General features: G+C 60.7%; 23 protein-coding genes and 1 tRNA gene. 7 read left to right on the top strand and 17 right to left on the bottom strand.

Annotation, left to right across the window (positions count from 1 at the left end):
• Positions 1 to 9: 9 nt before the first annotated feature.
• Both fabD and AAC850_RS06930 read right to left on the bottom strand, forming a co-directional pair.
• Positions 10 to 942, bottom strand: coding sequence for an ACP S-malonyltransferase (fabD, locus tag AAC850_RS06925; protein ID WP_340587954.1), 933 nt, complete (start codon positions 940 to 942; stop codon positions 10 to 12).
• Between the two features lies 1 nt (position 943).
• Positions 944 to 1,768, bottom strand: a complete 825-nt coding sequence (locus AAC850_RS06930; protein ID WP_340587955.1) for an LD-carboxypeptidase — start codon at positions 1,766 to 1,768, stop codon at positions 944 to 946.
• A gap of 57 nt (positions 1,769 to 1,825) precedes the next feature.
• On the opposite strand from AAC850_RS06930, the gene AAC850_RS06935 reads away from it, so the two are divergent.
• Both AAC850_RS06935 and AAC850_RS06940 read left to right on the top strand, forming a co-directional pair.
• Positions 1,826 to 3,241, top strand: coding sequence for a glutamate ligase domain-containing protein (locus tag AAC850_RS06935; protein ID WP_340587957.1), 1,416 nt, complete (start codon positions 1,826 to 1,828; stop codon positions 3,239 to 3,241).
• A gap of 42 nt (positions 3,242 to 3,283) precedes the next feature.
• On the top strand, positions 3,284 to 3,583 hold the full coding sequence (locus AAC850_RS06940) for a hypothetical protein (RefSeq protein WP_340587958.1): 300 nt from the start codon (positions 3,284 to 3,286) through the stop codon (positions 3,581 to 3,583).
• An 11-nt stretch (positions 3,584 to 3,594) separates the two neighbouring features.
• Here the strand turns inward: AAC850_RS06940 and AAC850_RS06945 are convergent, their stop codons facing one another.
• Complete coding sequence (locus AAC850_RS06945) at positions 3,595 to 4,563, bottom strand: DUF808 domain-containing protein (protein WP_340587959.1); 969 nt, start codon at positions 4,561 to 4,563, stop codon at positions 3,595 to 3,597.
• Positions 4,564 to 4,791: 228 nt separating this feature from the next.
• On the opposite strand from AAC850_RS06945, the gene rpsF reads away from it, so the two are divergent.
• The 3 genes from rpsF to rplI are packed head-to-tail and all read left to right on the top strand — an operon-like array spanning position 4,792 to position 6,040.
• Complete coding sequence (gene rpsF, locus AAC850_RS06950; RefSeq protein ID WP_340587960.1) at positions 4,792 to 5,157, top strand: 30S ribosomal protein S6; 366 nt, start codon at positions 4,792 to 4,794, stop codon at positions 5,155 to 5,157.
• Positions 5,157 to 5,381, top strand: a complete 225-nt coding sequence (gene rpsR, locus AAC850_RS06955) for a 30S ribosomal protein S18 (protein WP_340587961.1) — start codon at positions 5,157 to 5,159, stop codon at positions 5,379 to 5,381. Before rpsF ends, rpsR begins: the two co-directional genes overlap by 1 nt.
• Before the next feature lie 14 nt (positions 5,382 to 5,395).
• Positions 5,396 to 6,040 (top strand): 50S ribosomal protein L9, encoded by a 645-nt coding sequence (rplI, locus tag AAC850_RS06960; RefSeq protein ID WP_340587962.1) that lies wholly within the window; start codon positions 5,396 to 5,398, stop codon positions 6,038 to 6,040.
• 104 nt (positions 6,041 to 6,144) lie between these two features.
• Here the strand turns inward: rplI and AAC850_RS06965 are convergent, their stop codons facing one another.
• On the bottom strand, positions 6,145 to 6,837 hold the full coding sequence (locus AAC850_RS06965; RefSeq protein WP_340587963.1) for a sensor histidine kinase: 693 nt from the start codon (positions 6,835 to 6,837) through the stop codon (positions 6,145 to 6,147).
• Between the two features lie 269 nt (positions 6,838 to 7,106).
• Here AAC850_RS06965 and AAC850_RS06970 point away from each other — a divergent pair, with 269 nt between their 5' ends.
• Positions 7,107 to 7,322 (top strand): hypothetical protein, encoded by a 216-nt coding sequence (locus AAC850_RS06970; RefSeq protein ID WP_340587964.1) that lies wholly within the window; start codon positions 7,107 to 7,109, stop codon positions 7,320 to 7,322.
• Positions 7,323 to 7,380: 58 nt separating this feature from the next.
• Here the strand turns inward: AAC850_RS06970 and AAC850_RS06975 are convergent, their stop codons facing one another.
• From AAC850_RS06975 to AAC850_RS07010, 8 genes are all read right to left on the bottom strand, one after another.
• The gene (locus AAC850_RS06975; protein ID WP_340587965.1) at positions 7,381 to 8,382 is read right to left on the bottom strand and encodes a YncE family protein; all 1,002 of its coding nucleotides are present in this window, start codon (positions 8,380 to 8,382) and stop codon (positions 7,381 to 7,383) included.
• 47 nt (positions 8,383 to 8,429) lie between these two features.
• Positions 8,430 to 9,188, bottom strand: a complete 759-nt coding sequence (locus AAC850_RS06980; RefSeq protein WP_340587966.1) for an alpha/beta fold hydrolase — start codon at positions 9,186 to 9,188, stop codon at positions 8,430 to 8,432.
• A 7-nt stretch (positions 9,189 to 9,195) separates the two neighbouring features.
• A complete protein-coding gene (locus AAC850_RS06985) occupies positions 9,196 to 9,741 on the bottom strand; it encodes a hypothetical protein (protein WP_340587967.1) in 546 nt (181 codons plus the stop codon).
• Positions 9,742 to 9,746: 5 nt separating this feature from the next.
• Positions 9,747 to 10,772 carry an aspartate-semialdehyde dehydrogenase gene (locus tag AAC850_RS06990; protein ID WP_340587968.1) on the bottom strand — a complete coding sequence of 342 codons (1,026 nt, stop codon included), beginning with the start codon at positions 10,770 to 10,772 and terminating at the stop codon, positions 9,747 to 9,749.
• Positions 10,773 to 10,954: 182 nt separating this feature from the next.
• Positions 10,955 to 11,320, bottom strand: a complete 366-nt coding sequence (gene rplS / locus AAC850_RS06995; RefSeq protein WP_340587969.1) for a 50S ribosomal protein L19 — start codon at positions 11,318 to 11,320, stop codon at positions 10,955 to 10,957.
• Positions 11,321 to 11,332: 12 nt separating this feature from the next.
• On the bottom strand, positions 11,333 to 12,067 hold the full coding sequence (trmD, locus tag AAC850_RS07000; protein ID WP_340587970.1) for a tRNA (guanosine(37)-N1)-methyltransferase TrmD: 735 nt from the start codon (positions 12,065 to 12,067) through the stop codon (positions 11,333 to 11,335).
• The gene (locus tag AAC850_RS07005; RefSeq protein ID WP_340587971.1) at positions 12,064 to 12,456 is read right to left on the bottom strand and encodes a hypothetical protein; all 393 of its coding nucleotides are present in this window, start codon (positions 12,454 to 12,456) and stop codon (positions 12,064 to 12,066) included. Before AAC850_RS07005 ends, trmD begins: the two co-directional genes overlap by 4 nt.
• On the bottom strand, positions 12,444 to 13,397 hold the full coding sequence (locus AAC850_RS07010; RefSeq protein ID WP_340587972.1) for a carbon-nitrogen hydrolase family protein: 954 nt from the start codon (positions 13,395 to 13,397) through the stop codon (positions 12,444 to 12,446). Before AAC850_RS07010 ends, AAC850_RS07005 begins: the two co-directional genes overlap by 13 nt.
• Before the next feature lie 57 nt (positions 13,398 to 13,454).
• Here AAC850_RS07010 and AAC850_RS07015 point away from each other — a divergent pair, with 57 nt between their 5' ends.
• Positions 13,455 to 14,363, top strand: coding sequence for an NAD(P)/FAD-dependent oxidoreductase (locus tag AAC850_RS07015; protein WP_340587973.1), 909 nt, complete (start codon positions 13,455 to 13,457; stop codon positions 14,361 to 14,363).
• Here AAC850_RS07015 and rimM read toward each other — a convergent pair.
• The 5 genes from rimM to AAC850_RS07040 form a co-directional block, all read right to left on the bottom strand.
• A complete protein-coding gene (rimM, locus tag AAC850_RS07020) occupies positions 14,360 to 14,851 on the bottom strand; it encodes a ribosome maturation factor RimM (protein WP_340587974.1) in 492 nt (163 codons plus the stop codon). The two genes, AAC850_RS07015 and rimM, sit on opposite strands and share 4 nt — an antisense overlap.
• 5 nt (positions 14,852 to 14,856) lie before the next feature.
• Positions 14,857 to 15,423, bottom strand: a complete 567-nt coding sequence (rpsP, locus tag AAC850_RS07025; protein ID WP_422723180.1) for a 30S ribosomal protein S16 — start codon at positions 15,421 to 15,423, stop codon at positions 14,857 to 14,859.
• Between the two features lie 42 nt (positions 15,424 to 15,465).
• A complete protein-coding gene (gene ffh / locus AAC850_RS07030; protein ID WP_340587975.1) occupies positions 15,466 to 16,926 on the bottom strand; it encodes a signal recognition particle protein in 1,461 nt (486 codons plus the stop codon).
• A 160-nt stretch (positions 16,927 to 17,086) separates the two neighbouring features.
• Positions 17,087 to 17,162 (bottom strand) — tRNA-Ala (locus AAC850_RS07035).
• A 100-nt stretch (positions 17,163 to 17,262) separates the two neighbouring features.
• Positions 17,263 to 17,595, bottom strand: a complete 333-nt coding sequence (locus tag AAC850_RS07040) for a TIGR02300 family protein (protein ID WP_340587976.1) — start codon at positions 17,593 to 17,595, stop codon at positions 17,263 to 17,265.
• Positions 17,596 to 17,678 lie beyond the last annotated feature (83 nt).

A 17,678-nucleotide genomic window follows, 5' to 3' on the forward strand; every position in this document is an offset into this window, starting at 1 on the left:
CTCGGCTTCTCAGATGTTCTTGGCCAAAGCCTCGATGTCATCCATTCCGATAATGCTCGTTGCGGTCACATCGGGCGCGATTTTGCGGATCATTGGTCCGAGCACCTTGCCGCCCAGTTCCACGAAATGGCTAATGCCGGCTTTTTCCATCGCGATGACGCTTTCACGCCAGCGAACACGGCCGGTAATCTGTTCGACGAGCAGGCCCTGCTCGCTCGCTGCATCGGTGACAGGCGCGGCAGTTACATTGGCGTAGACCGGCAGGCGGAAGGACTGCGGCGGCGTTTCACCAAGCGCGGTTTTCATCCGCAAGGCTGCAGGCTGCATCAGCGAGCAGTGAAACGGAGCCGACACGGGCAATTTGATGGCGCGCTTGCAGCCGTGGTCCTTTGCCATTTCGATGGCCCGGTCGATCGCCTCTGCATGGCCCGAAAGCACCACTTGTCCCGGATCGTTATCGTTGGCGACCTCGCACACCTGCCCCTGCGCTGCCGCTTCTGCCAGCCCTTGCGCCTTTTCCAGATCCGCCCCCAGCAGCGCGCACATCGCGCCCTCGCCAATCGGAACAGCGTCCTGCATCGCAATGCCGCGCAGGCGCAAAAGTTTGGCCGTATCAGTCAGGCTGAAAGCGCCGACGCTGGCGAGCGCCGAATATTCACCGAGCGAATGACCCGCGACCGCCTCACCCTTTTCGGCAAGCGATACGCCGCCCGCTTCGAGCACGCGCGCCACGGCGAGCGCATTGGCCATGATCGCTGGTTGTGCATTCGCGGTGAGCGTCAATTCGCTTTCCGGTCCCTCGCGCATCAGGGCAGAAAGCTTCTGCTTCAGTGCCTCATCCACTTCCTCGAAAACCTCGCGCGCGGCAGCACTGGCGTCGGCGAGTTCAGCGCCCATGCCGACCTTCTGGCTGCCCTGGCCGGGAAAAACGAATGCAATCATATCAAGTCCTTGTTGTATTGACGCCGAAGGGAACCAGCGCGTTGTCTGCATCATGTCCGATATCAGCGCCGCCGAGATAGGCAATGTCGGATTTATCGCACCAATAGCGCGCGATATCCTCCGCGGTCGCGCCGAATGGGCGGTCATTTTCCGGAACGGCAGAGACACGCCCCAGCCTGATGCCCGCCACACCCTGCAAGTTCTGAGTGACATGGAAGAACAACCGGTCGACCGCGTACAGATGCTCTGCCACTTCTTCGACCAGCACGACATGATCGGTGAGGTCGGGCATGAAATCGGTGCCGACCAACATGGCCAGCGTCATCAGGTTGAAAGCCACCGTCGGCCGGTCATCCAGCCCAGCTTCCAGGTCGACCGGTTCGCCCGAGAGATAACGTAGCACCCTGCGGATCGCTTCATCACCGCCATCGTGCTTGATATCGCCTGCTAGCGGGCCGTGGACCGGTTTTCCGATACCATTGCGATAAAGTGCAGCGAGCAGCGTGCCCGAATCCGAATAGCCGAGATAGGTCTTGGCGTGCGCCTCTTCGTGCATCCCCGCAATCACGTCTCCTGCGATCCGGCAGGCACCATAGCCGCCCATTCCGAACCACACCGCGTCGATATCTGGATCGTTGGCCGAATCCAGCAGCGCCTCCAGCCGTGCTCCGTCGTGTCCGGCGAAATGGCCGGTTTCCACGAAGCACTGCGGGTTGAAAATGAGCTCAACCTGCGGGAATTCTTCTTCGGCCAATGCAAGGACAGCGTCCGCCCGCTCGCGGCGCAGCGGCTTTCCGGGGCAGGTGATCGCTATGCGGGTTGTCATCCACTTCCCTCTAACATCCGCTTCACAAAGCGCCACCACCCGCATAATCACATCCCCATGAATGATAACGCCAGCGTCACCTCCCACCCCTATTTCTTTTGCGGCATCGGCGGATCGGGGATGCTTCCCCTTGCGCAGATCATAAAGGGCATGGGCGGCGAAGTCGCCGGATCGGACCGCAGTTTTGATCAGGGCCGCACGCCGGAGAAATTCGCCGCGCTCGAGCGGCAGGGCTTTGGCCTGTTCCCGCAGGACGGCAGCGGCATTACCAGCGGCGACCAGGTGCTGATCGCCTCTGCCGCAATCGAGGACACGGTTCCCGAAATCGCCAAGGCCAGGGGACTGGGCTGCGAAAGGCTGACCCGTGCCGAATTGCTCGCAAGGCTGTTCAACGCTGCGGGCCAAAGTATCGCCGTGGGCGGCACGAGCGGCAAATCGACCACTACCGCAATGCTCGGCTGGATCATGCAGGCCACGGGCCGCGCTCCAACCATCATGAACGGCGCGGTGATGAAGAACTTCGTCTCCAAGGACAGGCCGTTTGCCAGCGCCGTGGTGGGTGATGGCGATATGTTCGTGAGCGAAGTGGACGAAAGCGACGGTTCTATCGCGCTGTACCGGCCATCGGTCGCGCTGCTGCTCAATGTCAGCCTTGATCACAAGAGCATGGAGGAATTGCGCGAACTGTTCGGCAATTTCCTCTCGTTGGCAGGACGCGGCGTGGTGAATGCGGACGATGTCGAGGCCTTTCGCCTCGTCGCCCAAGCCAATGAGCCCCTCACATTCGGTATCGACAATGGCTGTGCGGCGCTCGGCATCGCAGAGGGCAGCATTGCCGATGGCCCGACCAAGCAGGCCGCGCTGGTTGTGGACCGCCGCGATGGCAGCGAGCACGCGCTGCGCCTTGCCATGCCGGGGCGCCACAATTTGTCCAACGCCCTCGCCGCGATCGCAGCCGCGAATGCTGCTGGCGTTCCCGTTGCAGACGCCGTGGCTGCGCTGGCAGACTTCAAGGGACTCGCCCGGCGCTTTGATATCGTCGGCACCAGCGCGAACGGCGTTACCGTGATCGACGATTTCGGGCACAATCCCGAAAAGGCGCGCGCCACGTTGAAGACTCTCAAAGCGCATGAAGGCCGCGTGATCGCCTTCTTCCAGCCGCATGGCTACGGCCCCTTGCGCCAGATGGGACATGAACTGGCCGAAACCTTTGCGCAGGAGCTAGGCCCCGAAGACCTGACGATCCTGTGCGATCCGGTCTATTTCGGCGGCACGGTAGACCGCTCCGAAGGCAGTGAGCGCATCATCGACCTGATCCACGCGGCGGGCGGCAAGGCCCTCCACATCAACACCCGCGAAGGCTGCGGCGACTTTATCGTGCAGAACGCGCGGTCCGGCGATCGCGTGGTAGTGATGGGCGCACGCGACGATACGCTGACCGAATTTGCGGAAAGCCTTTTGCAACGTTTGTAAGTCATTATCGCAGCCTCAACGCACACACGGAGGGCGCGACTGGTGCAGAAGAATTACCGTGAAGGCGGCGTCGGCATGTTCGATGCGGCGCCCGGCACTTATGTCGTTTCTGCTTATTTCGACGATAACCAGGTCGATCTGGTCTATTGCAACGTGCTCGGCTGGCAGGTCGGCAAGGACCGGCGCCTCACGCCCATGTGCCTCGATCACCGCGCTGCGCAGGACGATACCTGGTTCGTGATCCATCCCGATGGACGGGTGGAAAGCAATGACGGGCGCAGCTGGTCGACCAAGGATGCCTGGGTCACCGAGGAACGCCGCGCACGCCGCGCCGCAGCCTGACGGCCTGCTCCCTAATGCGCCGCAGCCTCGCCATGCTCTTCAGTATGCCCAAGGCCGAGTACATTGTGCAGCAGGAACACGATCAGCGCGCCGACCAGCAAGCCGAACAAAGCCGATAGGCCGGCAAAGGTTATCCATCCCAGAATACCGCCGAGGCCACCGGTAGCCAGCTCGACCCAGTGCTGCGCCTGCTCGATATGCTCTTCAGGGTAGTAGAAGCCAAGTTCGTGCAGGCCGTGGACGATAATACCGCCGCCAACCCAGAGCATCGCGACCGTGCCGACAACGGACAATGTCGTAAGAAGGTGCGGCATGGCGTTGAGCAGTTTCCTGCCGAAATTGCGCCCGAAATCCGTCGCGGCTTCCTTGGCCATATGCAGGCCCACATCGTCCATTTTCACGATTAGCGCGACCGCGCCGTAGACGACCACTGTGATCACGATGCCGATAATTGCCAGCACGCCGGCGCGGGTCAGCAGGTCTTCTGCGGCAACCTCGCTCAGCGTGATGGCCATGATTTCGCCGGAGAGGATCAGGTCGGTACGAATGGCGCCCGCCACGCGCTTTTTCTCGAACTCGATCGGGTCCTTGATGGGGCTTTCGAGATTTTCGCCGTGCTTCTTCCCGCCCAGCTTCTCGATCACCTTTTCCGCGCCCTCGTAGCACAGGAAGGCACCGCCCAGCATCAGGATCGGAATGATCAGCCATGGGAGGAATTCACTGAGCAACAAGGCAGCCGGAAGCAGGATGATCAGCTTGTTGAAGAAACTGCCCTTGGCGATCTTCCAGATGATCGGCAGCTCGCGCTTGGGCTCCAGCCCGGTAACATAGCTCGGCGTGACGGCCGCATCGTCGATCACCACCCCGGCAGTCTTGGACCCTGCCCGGCCCGCAGCCGCGGCAATGTCGTCCACGCTGGCAGACGCCGCGCGGGCAATGATGGATACGTCGTCGAGAAGGGCGGCAAGGCCGGATGGCATGAAAAGTCTCCCTGTTTCGCTGGTCAATGGTTTACTGCCCCGCCCGTTCCAAGGTCACAACCCCAACGCTCTATTGCGCTTGCAATATCCCCCGATCCCGCTATGTGCGCGCCTTCCGCGACATTTCGGGCCTCGCTTGCCTGATGCGGAAATCAAGAAAGCCGGAGGGGCCCCTGCGATCCGCGCGGGTGTTGTCAGCGATCGGCATGGAAGTGAAAGGAAGCGCGCATGGCTCTTTACGAGCATGTTTTCCTCGCGCGTCAGGATCTGAGCCAGGCTCAGGTTGACGCGCTTGCTGCGGGCACCACGGAAATCGTGGAAGCCAATGGCGGCAAGGTCGTAAAGACCGAGACCTGGGGCCTCAAGTCCCTCGCATACAAGATTGACCGCAACCGCAAGGCGCATTTCGTCATGCTCAACATCGACGGGCCCGGCTCGCTGGTAGCAGAGCTCGAACGCCAGAACCGCATCAACGAAGACGTGATCCGCTGGCTCACCATCGCCGTTGAAGACCATGAAGATGGCCCGTCGGTGATGATGCGCAAGAACGACCGCGACAAGAAGCGTCGCAGCGACCGTGAGGAGCGTAACTGATGGCTCGTCCGTTTTACCGCCGCCGCAAGTCCTGCCCGTTTTCCGGCAAGGACGCTCCGCAGATCGACTACAAGGACACGCGCCTGCTGCAGGGCTTCATGTCCGAACGTGGCAAGATCGTACCCAGCCGCATCACCGCCGTTTCCGCCAAAAAGCAGCGTGAGCTGGCCAAGGCGATCAAGCGTGCCCGTCACCTGGGCCTGCTGCCCTACATCGTGAAGTAAGAGGAGAGAGACTCATGGATATCATCCTCCTCGAACGAGTTGGTGGACTTGGCTCCATCGGCGACGTTGTCACCGTGAAGGACGGCTACGCCCGTAACTTCCTGCTGCCGCAGAAGAAGGCCCTTCGCGCCAATGAGGCGAACAAGAAGGTCTTCGAAGCGAACCGCGACAAACTCGAAGCAGAAAACGCCGAAAAGCGTACGACTGCCGAAAAGGATGGCGAAAAGGTCGCAGGCACCGAGATCGTGCTCATCCGCGCCGCTTCCAACGCAGGCCAGCTTTATGGCTCGGTCAACGTGCGTGACGTGGCTGCCGGTCTGGCCGACAAGGGTCACGAGATCGACAAGAAGCAGGTCATCATGGGCGCGCCGATCAAGACGATCGGCATGTTCGACGTGACCATTCGCCTGCACCCCGAAGTCGAAGTCCTGGTGAAGGCCAACGTGGCCCGCTCGGAAGACGAAGCGGAACTGCAGAGCCAGGGTATCGACGTCATCGCGCAGATGAACGAAGAAGAGATCGCAGCGGACGCCGAAGCCGGCTTCCAGCACGAACTCGACCCTGACCGCGAACTTGGCGACCTGCCGCCCGCGGAAGAAGGCGAAGAAGCTGGTGCCGAAGGCGAAGCTGCCGAAGGTGACGAGAACGCCGACAGCTAAGCGCGCTTACAGCGACGAAAAAAAGGGGCGCGGCCAGCGATGGCGGCGCCCTTTTTGCATTCCCTGCCTGTGGTTTTGGGTGCAGCGCAGCCGCAATGCGCAAGCTAACCTGCTAGCGGGATCGCCAAAGTGAATCTCACGCCTAGCGGTTCCGAGCGCAACTGGCTTTCCGCGCCAATCCTGCTCGCAAGAGCCTTGATCGTTCTCGAACCCAGGCTGATGGTGGACTTGAATTCGAAATCGTCGGGCAACCCGACTCCATCGTCACAGATTGTGACTACGACCGAGCCGTCATCCCCAGCAACGCAACCCACGTAGAGTTTGCCTGAGATACCGGTAGGATGAGCGTATTTCAGTGAGTTGATCACCACTTCGGTCACGATCAGGCAGACAGGGAGCAGCATATCATTGCGTATCTCGACCCGTTTGTCGGATTCGCGGATCAACTGGAACCCGGCGGAATTCGCCAAAGCACCGATGAGATCTTCGCAAAGCTCATAAAGATGCGCGTTCAGGTCAATCCGTGCATTATCAGGCATCGACGACAAGCGCCGATGCAATTCGCCGACACAAACGACTTGTGAACTGATTTCCCTGAGCGCCTGCGCGATCGAATACTTGCAAACCATGTCTTCGCCGCGTGCGATGGCGGACGCCCGCAAATTTATCGCCCCCGCCAAGAGTGAAAGGCTGTTGGCTATTCGATGATTTGATTCCTGAACCTCGATGCTCCGGTCGGGGAAAGTATAAACGTTGTCACCGTGGGGTTGGCTGGGCTGTTGGCCGTCGTATAACATTTTTACTCTCCTATTCACATTCTACATAAAGTAGTTCCTTTCCATACTCAATCAGTCGAACTCTCTATTGCTTGAATAGACGAATAGACAGAGAATATAACCTTACAAGCAAATTTATTACTTTGCATACATCGTGCCGCCTTCACATTCTGAGTGCATTGAGTAAGTGCGTCACTCTGCACCTGTTGCTGCAAAATGACTCTTGACTTAAAGTTTGCTGTTCCTTATTTTGGACACAGGCTACAATTGTTTGTTTTTAAGGGATTATAATGAGCAACGCTGGTCGCGAGGAGCGTCTACAGATCATGCTTGCGGCAGGCGAGCTTGAGGCAATTGACGATTGGCGCTTTAAAAAGCGTATGCCCAGCCGGGCTGCCGCCGTGCGCGAATTGCTCAAGAGGGGCCTTGCCGCCGAAGGATTCTCGGTGGCCAACGCCAGTGAAAGATCGCAAGATTTCGGTGTAGTCGACGATAAACCGGAGTAGTTGGGCGACTGGTGCGGTACGGATCGGCAGTGCCGACATAGCCAGCCGCACCGACTTTCTAGTCAATCACCGCCAGCCCATCGCCGCCCGGACCCGTAGCAATCCGTCGCAGCACTTCTCCGCTGGCGAAGTCCACTTCGGCAATCGTATCGGTTGCGGTTTCGGCGGCGTAGAGGCGGGTTCCGTCTTCGCTGAACACCAGCGTCACCTGCACCGCATCGTCGCTGCCGGACACAGGGATGGTGCGCACTACTTCGTTGGTCGAGGTGTCGATCACGCTCAGATCGCCGCTCCCGTAGTTGGAACTCACCACCCAGTCGCCAGTGGGATGCATGGCGAGCCGGATGGGTACGGTGCCAGTTTGCACTTCGGCCTGCACTTCCAGCGTAAGCGGGTCGAGGCGGTAGGCGATGCTGTCTGCATTGGATGAGACCCACAGGCTTGTCCCATCGGGTGATAGGGCAATGGCCTCTATCTGCTCGCCGATACGGCGGCTGGCCGAAACCGCGCCGTGTTCCAGATCGTAGCGCACGACTTCGCCATTGGGGATGATCGTGCCCCAGGCATAACGTGCCGAGGGATCAACCACGATCAGGTGAGGCCCCGCCCCTCCTCCGCCGATCTCCAGCTGCACCGGATTTATCGCCCACGGATCCTCGATCAGGTAAAGCGAGCCTCGCCCTTCGGCCCCCGCAATAGCGCGGTCCTGCTCGAACCACAGCGCGCTGTGGACCCGTGCATTGTCACCGAGATTGATGGTGTTGGCGCGCGCAAGATCAGCAGTGCGGTACACTTCCAGAGTGCGGCCTGAATAACAGGCAACCATTACCATGCTTTCGTCGGGAGATACGGTCAGCTCGTGTGGGTTCTCGCAGGTCTGCGCGCGGTGCGTTTCCGCGCCGGTAGCAAGGTCGATGCGCGACAGGCTCGCCCCGCGCTTGTTGGCGACGAACATGGTGCCTGTGACCTCGGCGGAAGGTGTCGCCTGGATTTCGGGTTCGGTCACACCGTTGCACGCAGCGAGAGCAAGCGAGGCGGAAATGATTGGCACGATGCGCATGGGTTTTCCTCCGGAAGCTGTGTCCCGGGGGGCAATGTGGCGCAATGTCAGGCGGAAAGGAAGCGCACGATCGCCGCGCCGAGGTCGGGCTTCATCACGCAGCTCATATGATTGCCTGGGATCGTCTCGACAAAGGCATCAGGCAATTCATCGGCCAATCGCTCTGGCGAGCCATTGTCGCGGTCCTCGTCCCCGATCAGCACCATCGTCGGCATGGTGAGCTTGGGGAGGTCTTCGACGCGAATATCATCCACCCCCTGCGTCAACAGCAGCCGCGCGGCGACGGGATCGATGCCTTGGGCCTTCATGAAGCTCTTGGCGATGAAGGCCGGGTCGCCATGTTTGATCTCGTCGAAGCGGTCGATCATGTCGATGAAGAAGGCGGTGCGCTTCTGCCAGTTGGTAAGCCCTTCCAGCCCCATGCCGCTGATCACCAATTTGCGCGGCGTGAGCCCTGCAATCACCGCGCTGATCGATGTGCGCGCGCCGAGCGAGAAGCCGACGAGGTCGTAGTCTTCGAGGCCCAGTGCCTCGACCACGGCAAAGGCATCGCGCACCAGCACGCCGGCAGGATAGGCTGCGGGATCAGTAGGAGCGTCGCTGTCCCCATGCACGCGCCAATCGGGCATGATGCATTCAAATCCGGCATCCGCCAGCGCGGCGGCGTGGCCGTATTTGATCCAGTTGACTTCAGCGCTGGAGAACAGCCCGTGGAGCAACAGGACAGGCCTGCCCTCGCCCATGCGGTGCACCGCCATGCGCGTGCCATCGAAGCTTTCGATGTGCTGCGTTGTCAGTTCGCTCACGCCAAGATCACCGCGCGATGCAGTTTTCGCCGGCCCACAATGCGCGCACCGCAGCGTCATCACCGCTGCCCGTGAAGACCCCGCCGATACCTTCGCCCTGAGGATCGCCGATCACGAATTCATCGTCGAGAACGCCCTCGCCGTCAGCCAGAGCAACGCCGGTATCGGCCAGCATTTCGGCACGAGAGAGTTCAGGGACGTAGGGCGCTTCGGCCCAGTAGCCGACGAATTCGTCCTGGCGGAAGTTCAGCGTCAGCCCTTGGTAGCGGGTGAAGTGCAGCCCGCAGTCATTGGCTTGCTCGCTCTGTTCGATGACTTCACCGAGCACATTGGACAGCGTCACTTCGGTTGCAGCGCGCATCGATCCGAACGGCACGTCATACTGCTCGAATCCATTCTGCGGCGGAACGATGATGCCGCCTGCCTGCAAGTCGAGCGTCGCATCTTCCATTGGCTCTGCCGCCTCGGTTTCGACCGTTTCGATGTCTTCAGCAGGCTCCTGCGAACACGCGGCGAGCGCGATCAACGGGATAGCGAGGTAGGCAAGGCGCATGGAATTCAACCCTTCTGCAAGTGACGACGGCCGAGCAATTCTGCGATCTGCACGGCGTTCAATGCCGCACCCTTACGCAAATTGTCCGAAACGCACCACAGCACCAGGCCGTTTTCTACGGTCGGGTCTTCGCGCACACGGCTGATGTAAGTGGCACTGTCACCCGCCGCTTCCACGGGAGTGACGTAGCCGCCATCCTCGCGCTTATCGACGAGCATGATGCCGGGAGCTTCGCGCAGGATATCCTGCGCCTCGGTCGCGCTGATCTCGTTCTCGAACTCGATGTTGATGGCTTCGGCATGGCCGACGAATACCGGCACCCGCACGCAGGTTGCGCTCAGCTTGACCTTGGGATCGAGGATCTTCTTGGTCTCGACCACCATCTTCCACTCTTCCTTGGTGGAGCCGTCATCCATGAACACATCAATGTGCGGGATAACGTTGAAAGCGATCTGCTTGGTGAACTTGCGTGGCTCGACCTGGTCGCCAACAAAGATGGCACGGCTCTGTTCGAACAGCTCGTCCATGCCTTCTTTCCCGGCCCCCGAAACGGACTGGTATGTCGAGACAACCACGCGCTTGATCTTAGCGGCATCGTGCAGCGGCTTGAGCGCCACCACCAGTTGCGCGGTCGAGCAGTTGGGGTTGGCTATGATGTTACGCTTTTTATAGCCGTCAATCGCGTCTGGGTTCACCTCGGGCACGATCAGCGGCACGTCTGGGTCCATGCGGTAGAGCGAGCTGTTATCGATCACCACGCAGCCTGCAGCTGCGGCCTTGGGAGCATATTCCTTGGTCGGGCCGGAGCCCGCTGCAAACAGTGCGATATCCCATCCGGCGAAGTCGAAATGCTCGAGGCTCTTGCATTTCACCATCTTGCCGCTGTCGCCGATCTCGATCTCGCTCCCGACCGAACGCGAGCTTGCAACAGCCGCCACTTCGTCCATAGGAAATTCACGCTCGGCAAGGATGGCGAGCATTTCGCGCCCGACATTTCCCGTCGCTCCGACCACTGCAACACGGTAACCCATTTCAATCTTGCTCCATCAAATTCGAACTGCGCTGCCTAGCGCGCCTGTTCGCAGGTGCAACAGGAAAGGCGGTTGCTGTCGTAACGGGTTTGGGGGCGGAAAGCGAATAGGACCGGAATCGAAAAGGGCGGCCTCCCGCCGTGGGAAGCCGCCCTTCGCTTGTCTCGTTTTCGAGAACCGCCTTACTTGGCGACGTTCTCGCGGCGCTCGGCGATACGAGCGCGCTTGCCGGTACGGCCACGCAGATAATACAGCTTGGCGCGACGCACCACGCCGCGGCGTACCACGGTGATCGAGTCGACGATCGGCGAGTAAAGCGGGAACACACGTTCCACGCCTTCGCCGAAGCTGATCTTGCGCACGGTGAAGTTGCTGCCCATGCCGCGGTTAGAGCGGGCGATGCACACGCCTTCGAAATTCTGGACACGTTCGCGCGTGCCTTCAACAACCTTGACGCCAACACGCAGGGTGTCGCCGGCACGGAAATCGGGAAGGTCTTTCCCGAGGGCTTCGATGGCTTCCGCCTCGAGAGTCTGGATCAGGTTCATGGCCTGGTAGTCCTACTTTTTACGCTGCACATCAGAGGCAGACTGACCCGGATCACCCCCGTGGCGATCCCATAGGTCCGGCCTGCGTGACCGAGTATCTTCTTCCGCGCGGGCTTTCCTCCACGCGGCAATCTTCGCATGATCCCCCGATCGCAGCACTTCAGGGATCGTGCGCCCTTCCCATTCCTGAGGTCGGGTATATTGCGGGTATTCCAAAAGGCCGTCCTCGAACGACTCTTCGGTCCCGCTGGAAGCCGCGCCCATTACTCCGGGAAGCAGGCGAATGCAAGCGTCGAGTATCGCCAGAGCGGCAGGTTCTCCGCCCGAAAGCACGATATCGGCGAGGCTGACCTGCTCAATCTGCGGGCGCGCGTCGAACAGGCGCTCGTCGAACCCTTCGAAACGGCCGCATAGCAGTGTGACGCCGGGGCCGCTGGCGATCTCGCGAATACGCTCCTGCGTGATCGGCTTGCCGCGCGGGGTCATAGCGAGGATCGGCACCTTGGGCTGCATGGCAAACGCATGATCGACCGCGCTCGCGAGTACATCCGCCTTGAGCACCATCCCCGCCCCGCCGCCTGCGGGCGTATCGTCGACCGTGCGGTGCTTGTCGGTGGCGAAGTCGCGGATCTGGATTGTATCGATAGACCACTTCTGCTCCTCCAGCGCCCGCCCGGCGAGCGAAAGGCGCAAAGGACCGGGAAACATCTCCGGATAGAGCGTGAGGATGGTGGCGGCGAAGGTCATTTGCGAGTCTGCTTGCGTGTGAACCACATGGTGACTGGAATTGCGATGCACAGACAGAACAACGGCCAGATCAAAATGAATTCGAATCCGCTGTAAAAGCGTTCGGCGACGCGGTCGCACCAAATTTGAAAACTTCTTTCACACGGCTCGGCTTCTTGCAGTTTGTAGAGACCGAATGCGACAGACAGGCTCGGCAAAGTTAGCAAATTGATCGCCCAATATCCGAATCCGTTCGATGTCCTTAAAACTCGCTGCCAGATAGTGTTGTGCGCAAATACGGCGAGAGCGATGCCTCCGATGAACGAAAAGATCGTCGCGGAAATTACTGCAACGCTTGGACCAGCCATGCTCGGCTCGATGCTCGCCGAAAGCAGCACTAGTCGCGCCATGTCACCCCATCCTTCGCCCGCGTATCCACGCTAAGCTCAAAGACATCGGGCCGCGAATAGTGGCCGTCGGTGTCGAGGCTTGCGAGGCTCTCATCGCGCAGGGACAGGTCGAGTTCTGCGAACAGCGTTTCCTCGCCCGCGCCCGCCTGCGCAATGACGCTCGCATCGGGGGCAGCGATTAGCGACCCGCCAGCGTTGAGCACATCGCCAGGTATCGCCTCAAGCAGTTCACGCGCTTCCGAAGAACCACCTGCTCGCTCCAGCCCGTCGAGAACATCGTCCTTGCTCTGCACCAGCCCTGCCGCCAGCACGAAGCAGCGGCCTTCCATCGCGTAATGGCGGCTGGAGATGGCGTAGCTTTCGCGCACGGTCGGCCATGCAGCGACGTGGATACTTTCGCCGAGGTTATGCATCGCTGCGCGCGCCAGCGGCATCCAGTGCTCCCAGCAAATCAGGCTGCCGACAATGCCCCATTCGGCCTGATGCACGCCCAAAGTCGAGCCATCGCCGCGCATCCAGATCAGCCGCTCGCCATGCGTGGGCACCAGCTTGCGGTGATCGAGCACCGGAAGGCCCGGGCGGAAGGTCATCTGGTTGTTGTAAAGGCTCTGGCGCACCCGCTCATGCGCGCCGATAGAGATCACCGCGCCGCTTTCGTCAGCGAGTTCCTGCAAGGGCAGCAACCGCTCGTCCCCCGCGACCACCGCCTGTTCCATCAATATACGGTGCAGTGCCTTGCTGCCCGTATGGTCCCACAGCGCCGCACCGGGTGCCTCGTCGAGCCAGAGCGGATAGCCGCCGAGAAATGTCTCGCCGAAAGCGACCAGCTGAGCGCCGTCAGCGATAGCTTCGCGCGCCAGCCGCACGGCCTTGTCGATGCCGTCAGAGACAGCAAGCGGCACAGGTGCGGCCTGGCATATGGCGACGTTGAGCTTGGTCATACAATCAGCGGCCTAGCGCGGAGGGGAGCGCTTTGCCATCCCGTGCGTTACTTCCCAATGGACGATTGCATCATCGTGGGCGGTGGACCCGCCGGCCTGACCGCCGCGATCTATCTCGCGCGCTATCACCTTTCCATCCGCCTGTTCGACTGCGGCACCAGTCGCGCCGCGCTGATCCCGTGCACGCACAACCACGCCGGCTATCCCGAAGGCATTGCCGGAACCGAATTGCTAGCCCGCATGAACGCACAGGCGCGCAAATATGGCGTGCTGCACGAGAACAAGCGGGTCGAGCATCTGGCGCACACCGGCGAGCATTTTATTGTCGGCACCGACGAAGGCACTTTCACCGCGCGCACCGTTCTGCTGGCGACCGGCGTGTTCAACCGCCACCCGCCCGGCATGAAGGACGAATTCCACGATGACGCGCTGAAGAAAGGCCTGCTGCGCTACTGCCCCGTATGCGATGGCTACGAAGTGACCGACAAGCGCGTCGGCGTGATCGGCACCGGCGCTCACGGGGCAGCCGAAGCGCAATTCCTGCGCGGATTTACGCGCGACATCACGCTGATCTCACCCGACGCAGACCATGACCTGTCCGGGGAATGCCTGTCAAAGCTCGAAGATGCCGGGATCAAGCGGGTCAATGGCCCTTGCGGCGACTACGCGATGCGCGATGGCAAGCTGGCGGTCGAGACCGCGCAAGGCTGGCTGGAATTCGACAGCGTTTATCCCGCGCTCGGCAGCGACGTGCGCTCGGAACTGGCGGCTGCGATGGGCGCCGATACTACCGAAGAAGGCTGCATCACAACGGACGATCACTTGCGCACCAGTATCCCCGGCCTGTTCGCTGCGGGAGACGTGGTTCTGGGGCTCGACCAGATCAGCCACGCGATGGGCCAGGCGGGCGTGGCATCGACCACCATTCGCAACGATCTTGCCGATCATCGACCTATCCGGCGCTAGTCCTCAGAGTAGTCCGCCAGCACGACGAGTTTCTCCGCATCCCATTCGGGCACGGCTTCAACCCGCATCGGGATCATGAAGGTCTTGCCGTTCGGGCGCTTGATCTCGATAACGTCTCCCGCGCCGAAATCGTTGACCGCAACCACCTCGCCAAGCACCTCACCCGCATCGGACACGGCAGCAAGGCCGAGCAGGTCGGCGTGGTAATATTCGCCCTCGCACAGCGGCGGGAGCGCGGATCGGGGAACGGTGAGAGTGGTGCCGCGCAGTTTTTCGGCAGCGGTGCGATCGGGGATTTCGGCAAAACGCGCAACCGCGCCGCCCTTGTTGTCGTCCCGCACCTTTTTCAGCGTCAATGCGCCGTTGTTGAAGCTCTTGTGCGGCTTGAAGGTCGCCAGACCCTCTCCGAACAGCTTCAGGCGGACCTCGCCCGCCACCCCGTGCGCGCCGGTGATGGCGGCGAGAGTGACGGGCTTGTCCTGTGCCAAGGCGATTAGCCCTCGGACTTCTCTTCAGCAGCTTCCTCGGCGGGAGCTTCTTCCTTGGCTTCTTCAGCCGGAGCTTCTTCAGCCGGAGCTTCTTCAGCCGGAGCTTCTTCAGCCGGTGCTTCTTCGGCCGGAGCTTCTTCTGCAGCAGCTTCTTCAGCGGGAGCCTCTTCCTCGGCGGGCTTTTCAGCTTCGGCCTTGGCTTCTTCTTCGGCGGCCTTCTTGGCTTCTTCTGCTTCAGCAGCCTTGGCAGCCTTTTCTTCAGCGCGCTCCTTGGCGTTTTCGCCCGGCTCACCCTTCTGCGGGTTGTTGCGCGCAGGACGCTCCATGATGCCGGCAGCGTCGAGGAAACGCAATACGCGGTCGCTCGGCTTGGCGCCAACGCCCAGCCAGTAACGGATGCGGTCTTCGATCAGCGTTACGCGCTTTTCGTCATCCTTGGCGAGCAGCGGGTTATAGGTGCCGAGCTGTTCGAGATACTTGCCGTCACGTGCACGGCGGCTGTCTGCAGCCACGATGCGATAGTACGGACGCTTCTTTGCGCCACCGCGCGAGAGGCGAATTGCGATTGCCATTATAGATTACCTTTCAAAATTAAATAACTGAATTTCTGTAAATTATTTCTTGTTCAACAAATTCTGCAAGTCGGGCGGAAGGCCGCCAGCACCGCCGCCGGGAAGGCCCGGCATACCGCCGCCGCCACCCATGCCGCCGGGTAAACCGCCCCCGCCGCCAAACATGGATGCAAGGCCTTTCAGCCCGCCCATTTTCTTGATCTGCTTCATCGCGCGGCCCATTTCCTGATGCATCTTGAGGATCTTGTTGACTTCTTGCACCGAGGTGCCGCTGCCCGCGGCAACACGCTTCTTGCGCTTGGCGTTGAGCAGCTGCGGATGCGTGCGCTCTTTCTTCGTCATCGAGCCGATGATCGCGTCCATATGCGTCAGGACCTTGTCGTCCATGTCGGCATTGGCCATCGCCGCCTTGGCCTTTTTCAGGCCCGGCATCATGCCCGCCAGCATTCCCAACCCGCCCATGTTCTGCATCTGCTGCAATTGCTTGCGCAGATCGTTCATGTCGAACTTGCCCGCCATCATCTTCTTGGCGAGCTCTTCGGCATCCTGCGCGTCGATCGTCTCGGCGGCCTTTTCGACCAGCGACACGACATCGCCCATGCCAAGGATGCGGTCGGCCACGCGTGCCGGGTGGAAGCGTTCGATCGCGTCGAGCTTTTCGCCGGTACCGGCAAACTTGATCGGCTTGCCGGTGACAGCGCGCATCGAAAGCGCCGCGCCGCCGCGTGCATCGCCGTCCATACGGGTGAGGACAACGCCGGTCAGCGGCACTTCATCGCTGAAGCTCTGCGCCACATTGACCGCGTCCTGCCCTGTCAGGCTGTCGACGACCAGCAGCACTTCAGCGGGGGTCGAAACGCCTGCAACCGCCTTCATCTCGGCCATCAGTGCTTCATCGACATGCAAGCGGCCTGCGGTATCGAGCAACAGCACGTCGACATTTTGCAGCTTCGCGCTTTCCAGTGCGCGGCGGGCGATATCGACCGGTTGCTGGCCCTGCACGATCGGCAGGGTGGCGACACCCGCCTGCTCACCCAGCACGGCAAGCTGTTCCTGCGCCGCCGGACGATTGACGTCGAGCGAAGCCATCATAGGCTTCTTGCCCTGCTTGTCGCGCAACAGCTTGGCGATCTTGGCGGTGCTGGTGGTTTTACCTGAACCCTGCAGGCCGACCATCATGATCACGGCGGGCGGGCTGACATTCAGGTGGAGCGGCGACGCCTCTCCGTCTGAATCCTGACCGCCCAGCATGTCCACCAATTCGTCATTGACGATCTTGATGACCTGCTGGCCCGGCGTGACCGATTTGAGCACTTCCTGCCCGATGGCACGCTCGGTAACGCGGTTGATGAAATCTCGGGCGACGGGGAGTGCGACATCGGCTTCGAGCAGTGCAACGCGCACTTCGCGCATCGCATCACGCACATCCTGTTCGCTGAGCGCGCCGCGACCGCGCAAGCGATCAAAGACACCGTTCAGGCGATCTGACAGGCTTTCAAACATGCGCCTACTGTTGCTCCTCTATGACGTCCCGCCCCTGATATGGGAGGCAATACGCCAAATGCCAAAAACGCCGGCGGACGAAACCTCGTCAGCCAGCGTGAGCCCGAAAGCCCGGATAATATGTCACCGCATCAGATGCGGCGTGTGTTCGTATCTTCGATGGTGGAGCCTAGCGGGATCGAACCGCTGACCTCAACACTGCCAGTGTTGCGCTCTCCCAGCTGAGCTAAGGCCCCGTAACCATCGATTTTGCCATCATACCAGATGGCATTCCGACTGAAAAGCAATCGGGAGGCAGCCCTTTATTAACGAGCCGCCCCCAACGCAAGCCCTAAATCAGGTATCGTCGTCGTCGCCGTCGTCCTTGACTGTTTCGACACCGAGATCGTCATCACCGCCAAGATCGACATCGGCATCGGGCGATGCGTCATCGTCATCGATGTCTTCCAGATCGTCGTCGGCGAGATCGGAATCGCTGTCCTTGTCCTTCTCGTCCTTCTTCTTTTCCTGCTCGTCGAACGGGATCGGCTGCTTGGACTTGAGCACCGGCTCGGGAGTCCATTCATTGCCGCATTCGATGCAGGTGACCGGATCTTCCTGACCCAGGTCGTAGAAGCGTTCTCCGCATTTGGGGCAGGTACGCTTGGCGCCCCATTCTGGTTTGACCATTGTGTATGTCCTTAGTTCGTCCGGAGAGCTTTCCGGGAAATTCGTATGCGATACCGGCTGGGCCGGATTCGCGAGCGGGCGCG

The organism is Erythrobacter alti, from assembly GCF_037996805.1.
Lineage (GTDB): Bacteria > Pseudomonadota > Alphaproteobacteria > Sphingomonadales > Sphingomonadaceae > Alteraurantiacibacter > Alteraurantiacibacter alti.

What these genes read in the sequence shown, in the direction of transcription:
- AAC850_RS06930 (WP_340587955.1), bottom strand. Translation starts at nt 1,768, where the DNA reads ATGACAACCCGCATAGCGATCACCTGCCCCGGAAAGCCGCTGCGCCGC.
- AAC850_RS07040 (WP_340587976.1), bottom strand. Translation starts at nt 17,595, where the DNA reads ATGGTCAAACCAGAATGGGGCGCCAAGCGTACCTGCCCCAAATGCGGA.
- rpsP (WP_422723180.1), bottom strand. Translation starts at nt 15,423, where the DNA reads ATGGCAATCGCAATTCGCCTCTCGCGCGGTGGCGCAAAGAAGCGTCCG.
- AAC850_RS06965 (WP_340587963.1), bottom strand. Translation starts at nt 6,837, where the DNA reads ATGTTATACGACGGCCAACAGCCCAGCCAACCCCACGGTGACAACGTT.
- rpsR (WP_340587961.1), top strand. Translation starts at nt 5,157, where the DNA reads ATGGCTCGTCCGTTTTACCGCCGCCGCAAGTCCTGCCCGTTTTCCGGC.
- AAC850_RS06935 (WP_340587957.1), top strand. Translation starts at nt 1,826, where the DNA reads ATGAATGATAACGCCAGCGTCACCTCCCACCCCTATTTCTTTTGCGGC.
- AAC850_RS06945 (WP_340587959.1), bottom strand. Translation starts at nt 4,563, where the DNA reads ATGCCATCCGGCCTTGCCGCCCTTCTCGACGACGTATCCATCATTGCC.
- trmD (WP_340587970.1), bottom strand. Translation starts at nt 12,067, where the DNA reads ATGACCTTCGCCGCCACCATCCTCACGCTCTATCCGGAGATGTTTCCC.
- rplI (WP_340587962.1), top strand. Translation starts at nt 5,396, where the DNA reads ATGGATATCATCCTCCTCGAACGAGTTGGTGGACTTGGCTCCATCGGC.
- AAC850_RS06985 (WP_340587967.1), bottom strand. Translation starts at nt 9,741, where the DNA reads ATGCGCCTTGCCTACCTCGCTATCCCGTTGATCGCGCTCGCCGCGTGT.
- ffh (WP_340587975.1), bottom strand. Translation starts at nt 16,926, where the DNA reads ATGTTTGAAAGCCTGTCAGATCGCCTGAACGGTGTCTTTGATCGCTTG.
- AAC850_RS06975 (WP_340587965.1), bottom strand. Translation starts at nt 8,382, where the DNA reads ATGCGCATCGTGCCAATCATTTCCGCCTCGCTTGCTCTCGCTGCGTGC.
- rplS (WP_340587969.1), bottom strand. Translation starts at nt 11,320, where the DNA reads ATGAACCTGATCCAGACTCTCGAGGCGGAAGCCATCGAAGCCCTCGGG.
- AAC850_RS06990 (WP_340587968.1), bottom strand. Translation starts at nt 10,772, where the DNA reads ATGGGTTACCGTGTTGCAGTGGTCGGAGCGACGGGAAATGTCGGGCGC.
- AAC850_RS07015 (WP_340587973.1), top strand. Translation starts at nt 13,455, where the DNA reads ATGGACGATTGCATCATCGTGGGCGGTGGACCCGCCGGCCTGACCGCC.
- fabD (WP_340587954.1), bottom strand. Translation starts at nt 942, where the DNA reads ATGATTGCATTCGTTTTTCCCGGCCAGGGCAGCCAGAAGGTCGGCATG.
- rpsF (WP_340587960.1), top strand. Translation starts at nt 4,792, where the DNA reads ATGGCTCTTTACGAGCATGTTTTCCTCGCGCGTCAGGATCTGAGCCAG.
- AAC850_RS07010 (WP_340587972.1), bottom strand. Translation starts at nt 13,397, where the DNA reads ATGACCAAGCTCAACGTCGCCATATGCCAGGCCGCACCTGTGCCGCTT.
- AAC850_RS06970 (WP_340587964.1), top strand. Translation starts at nt 7,107, where the DNA reads ATGAGCAACGCTGGTCGCGAGGAGCGTCTACAGATCATGCTTGCGGCA.
- AAC850_RS07005 (WP_340587971.1), bottom strand. Translation starts at nt 12,456, where the DNA reads ATGGCGCGACTAGTGCTGCTTTCGGCGAGCATCGAGCCGAGCATGGCT.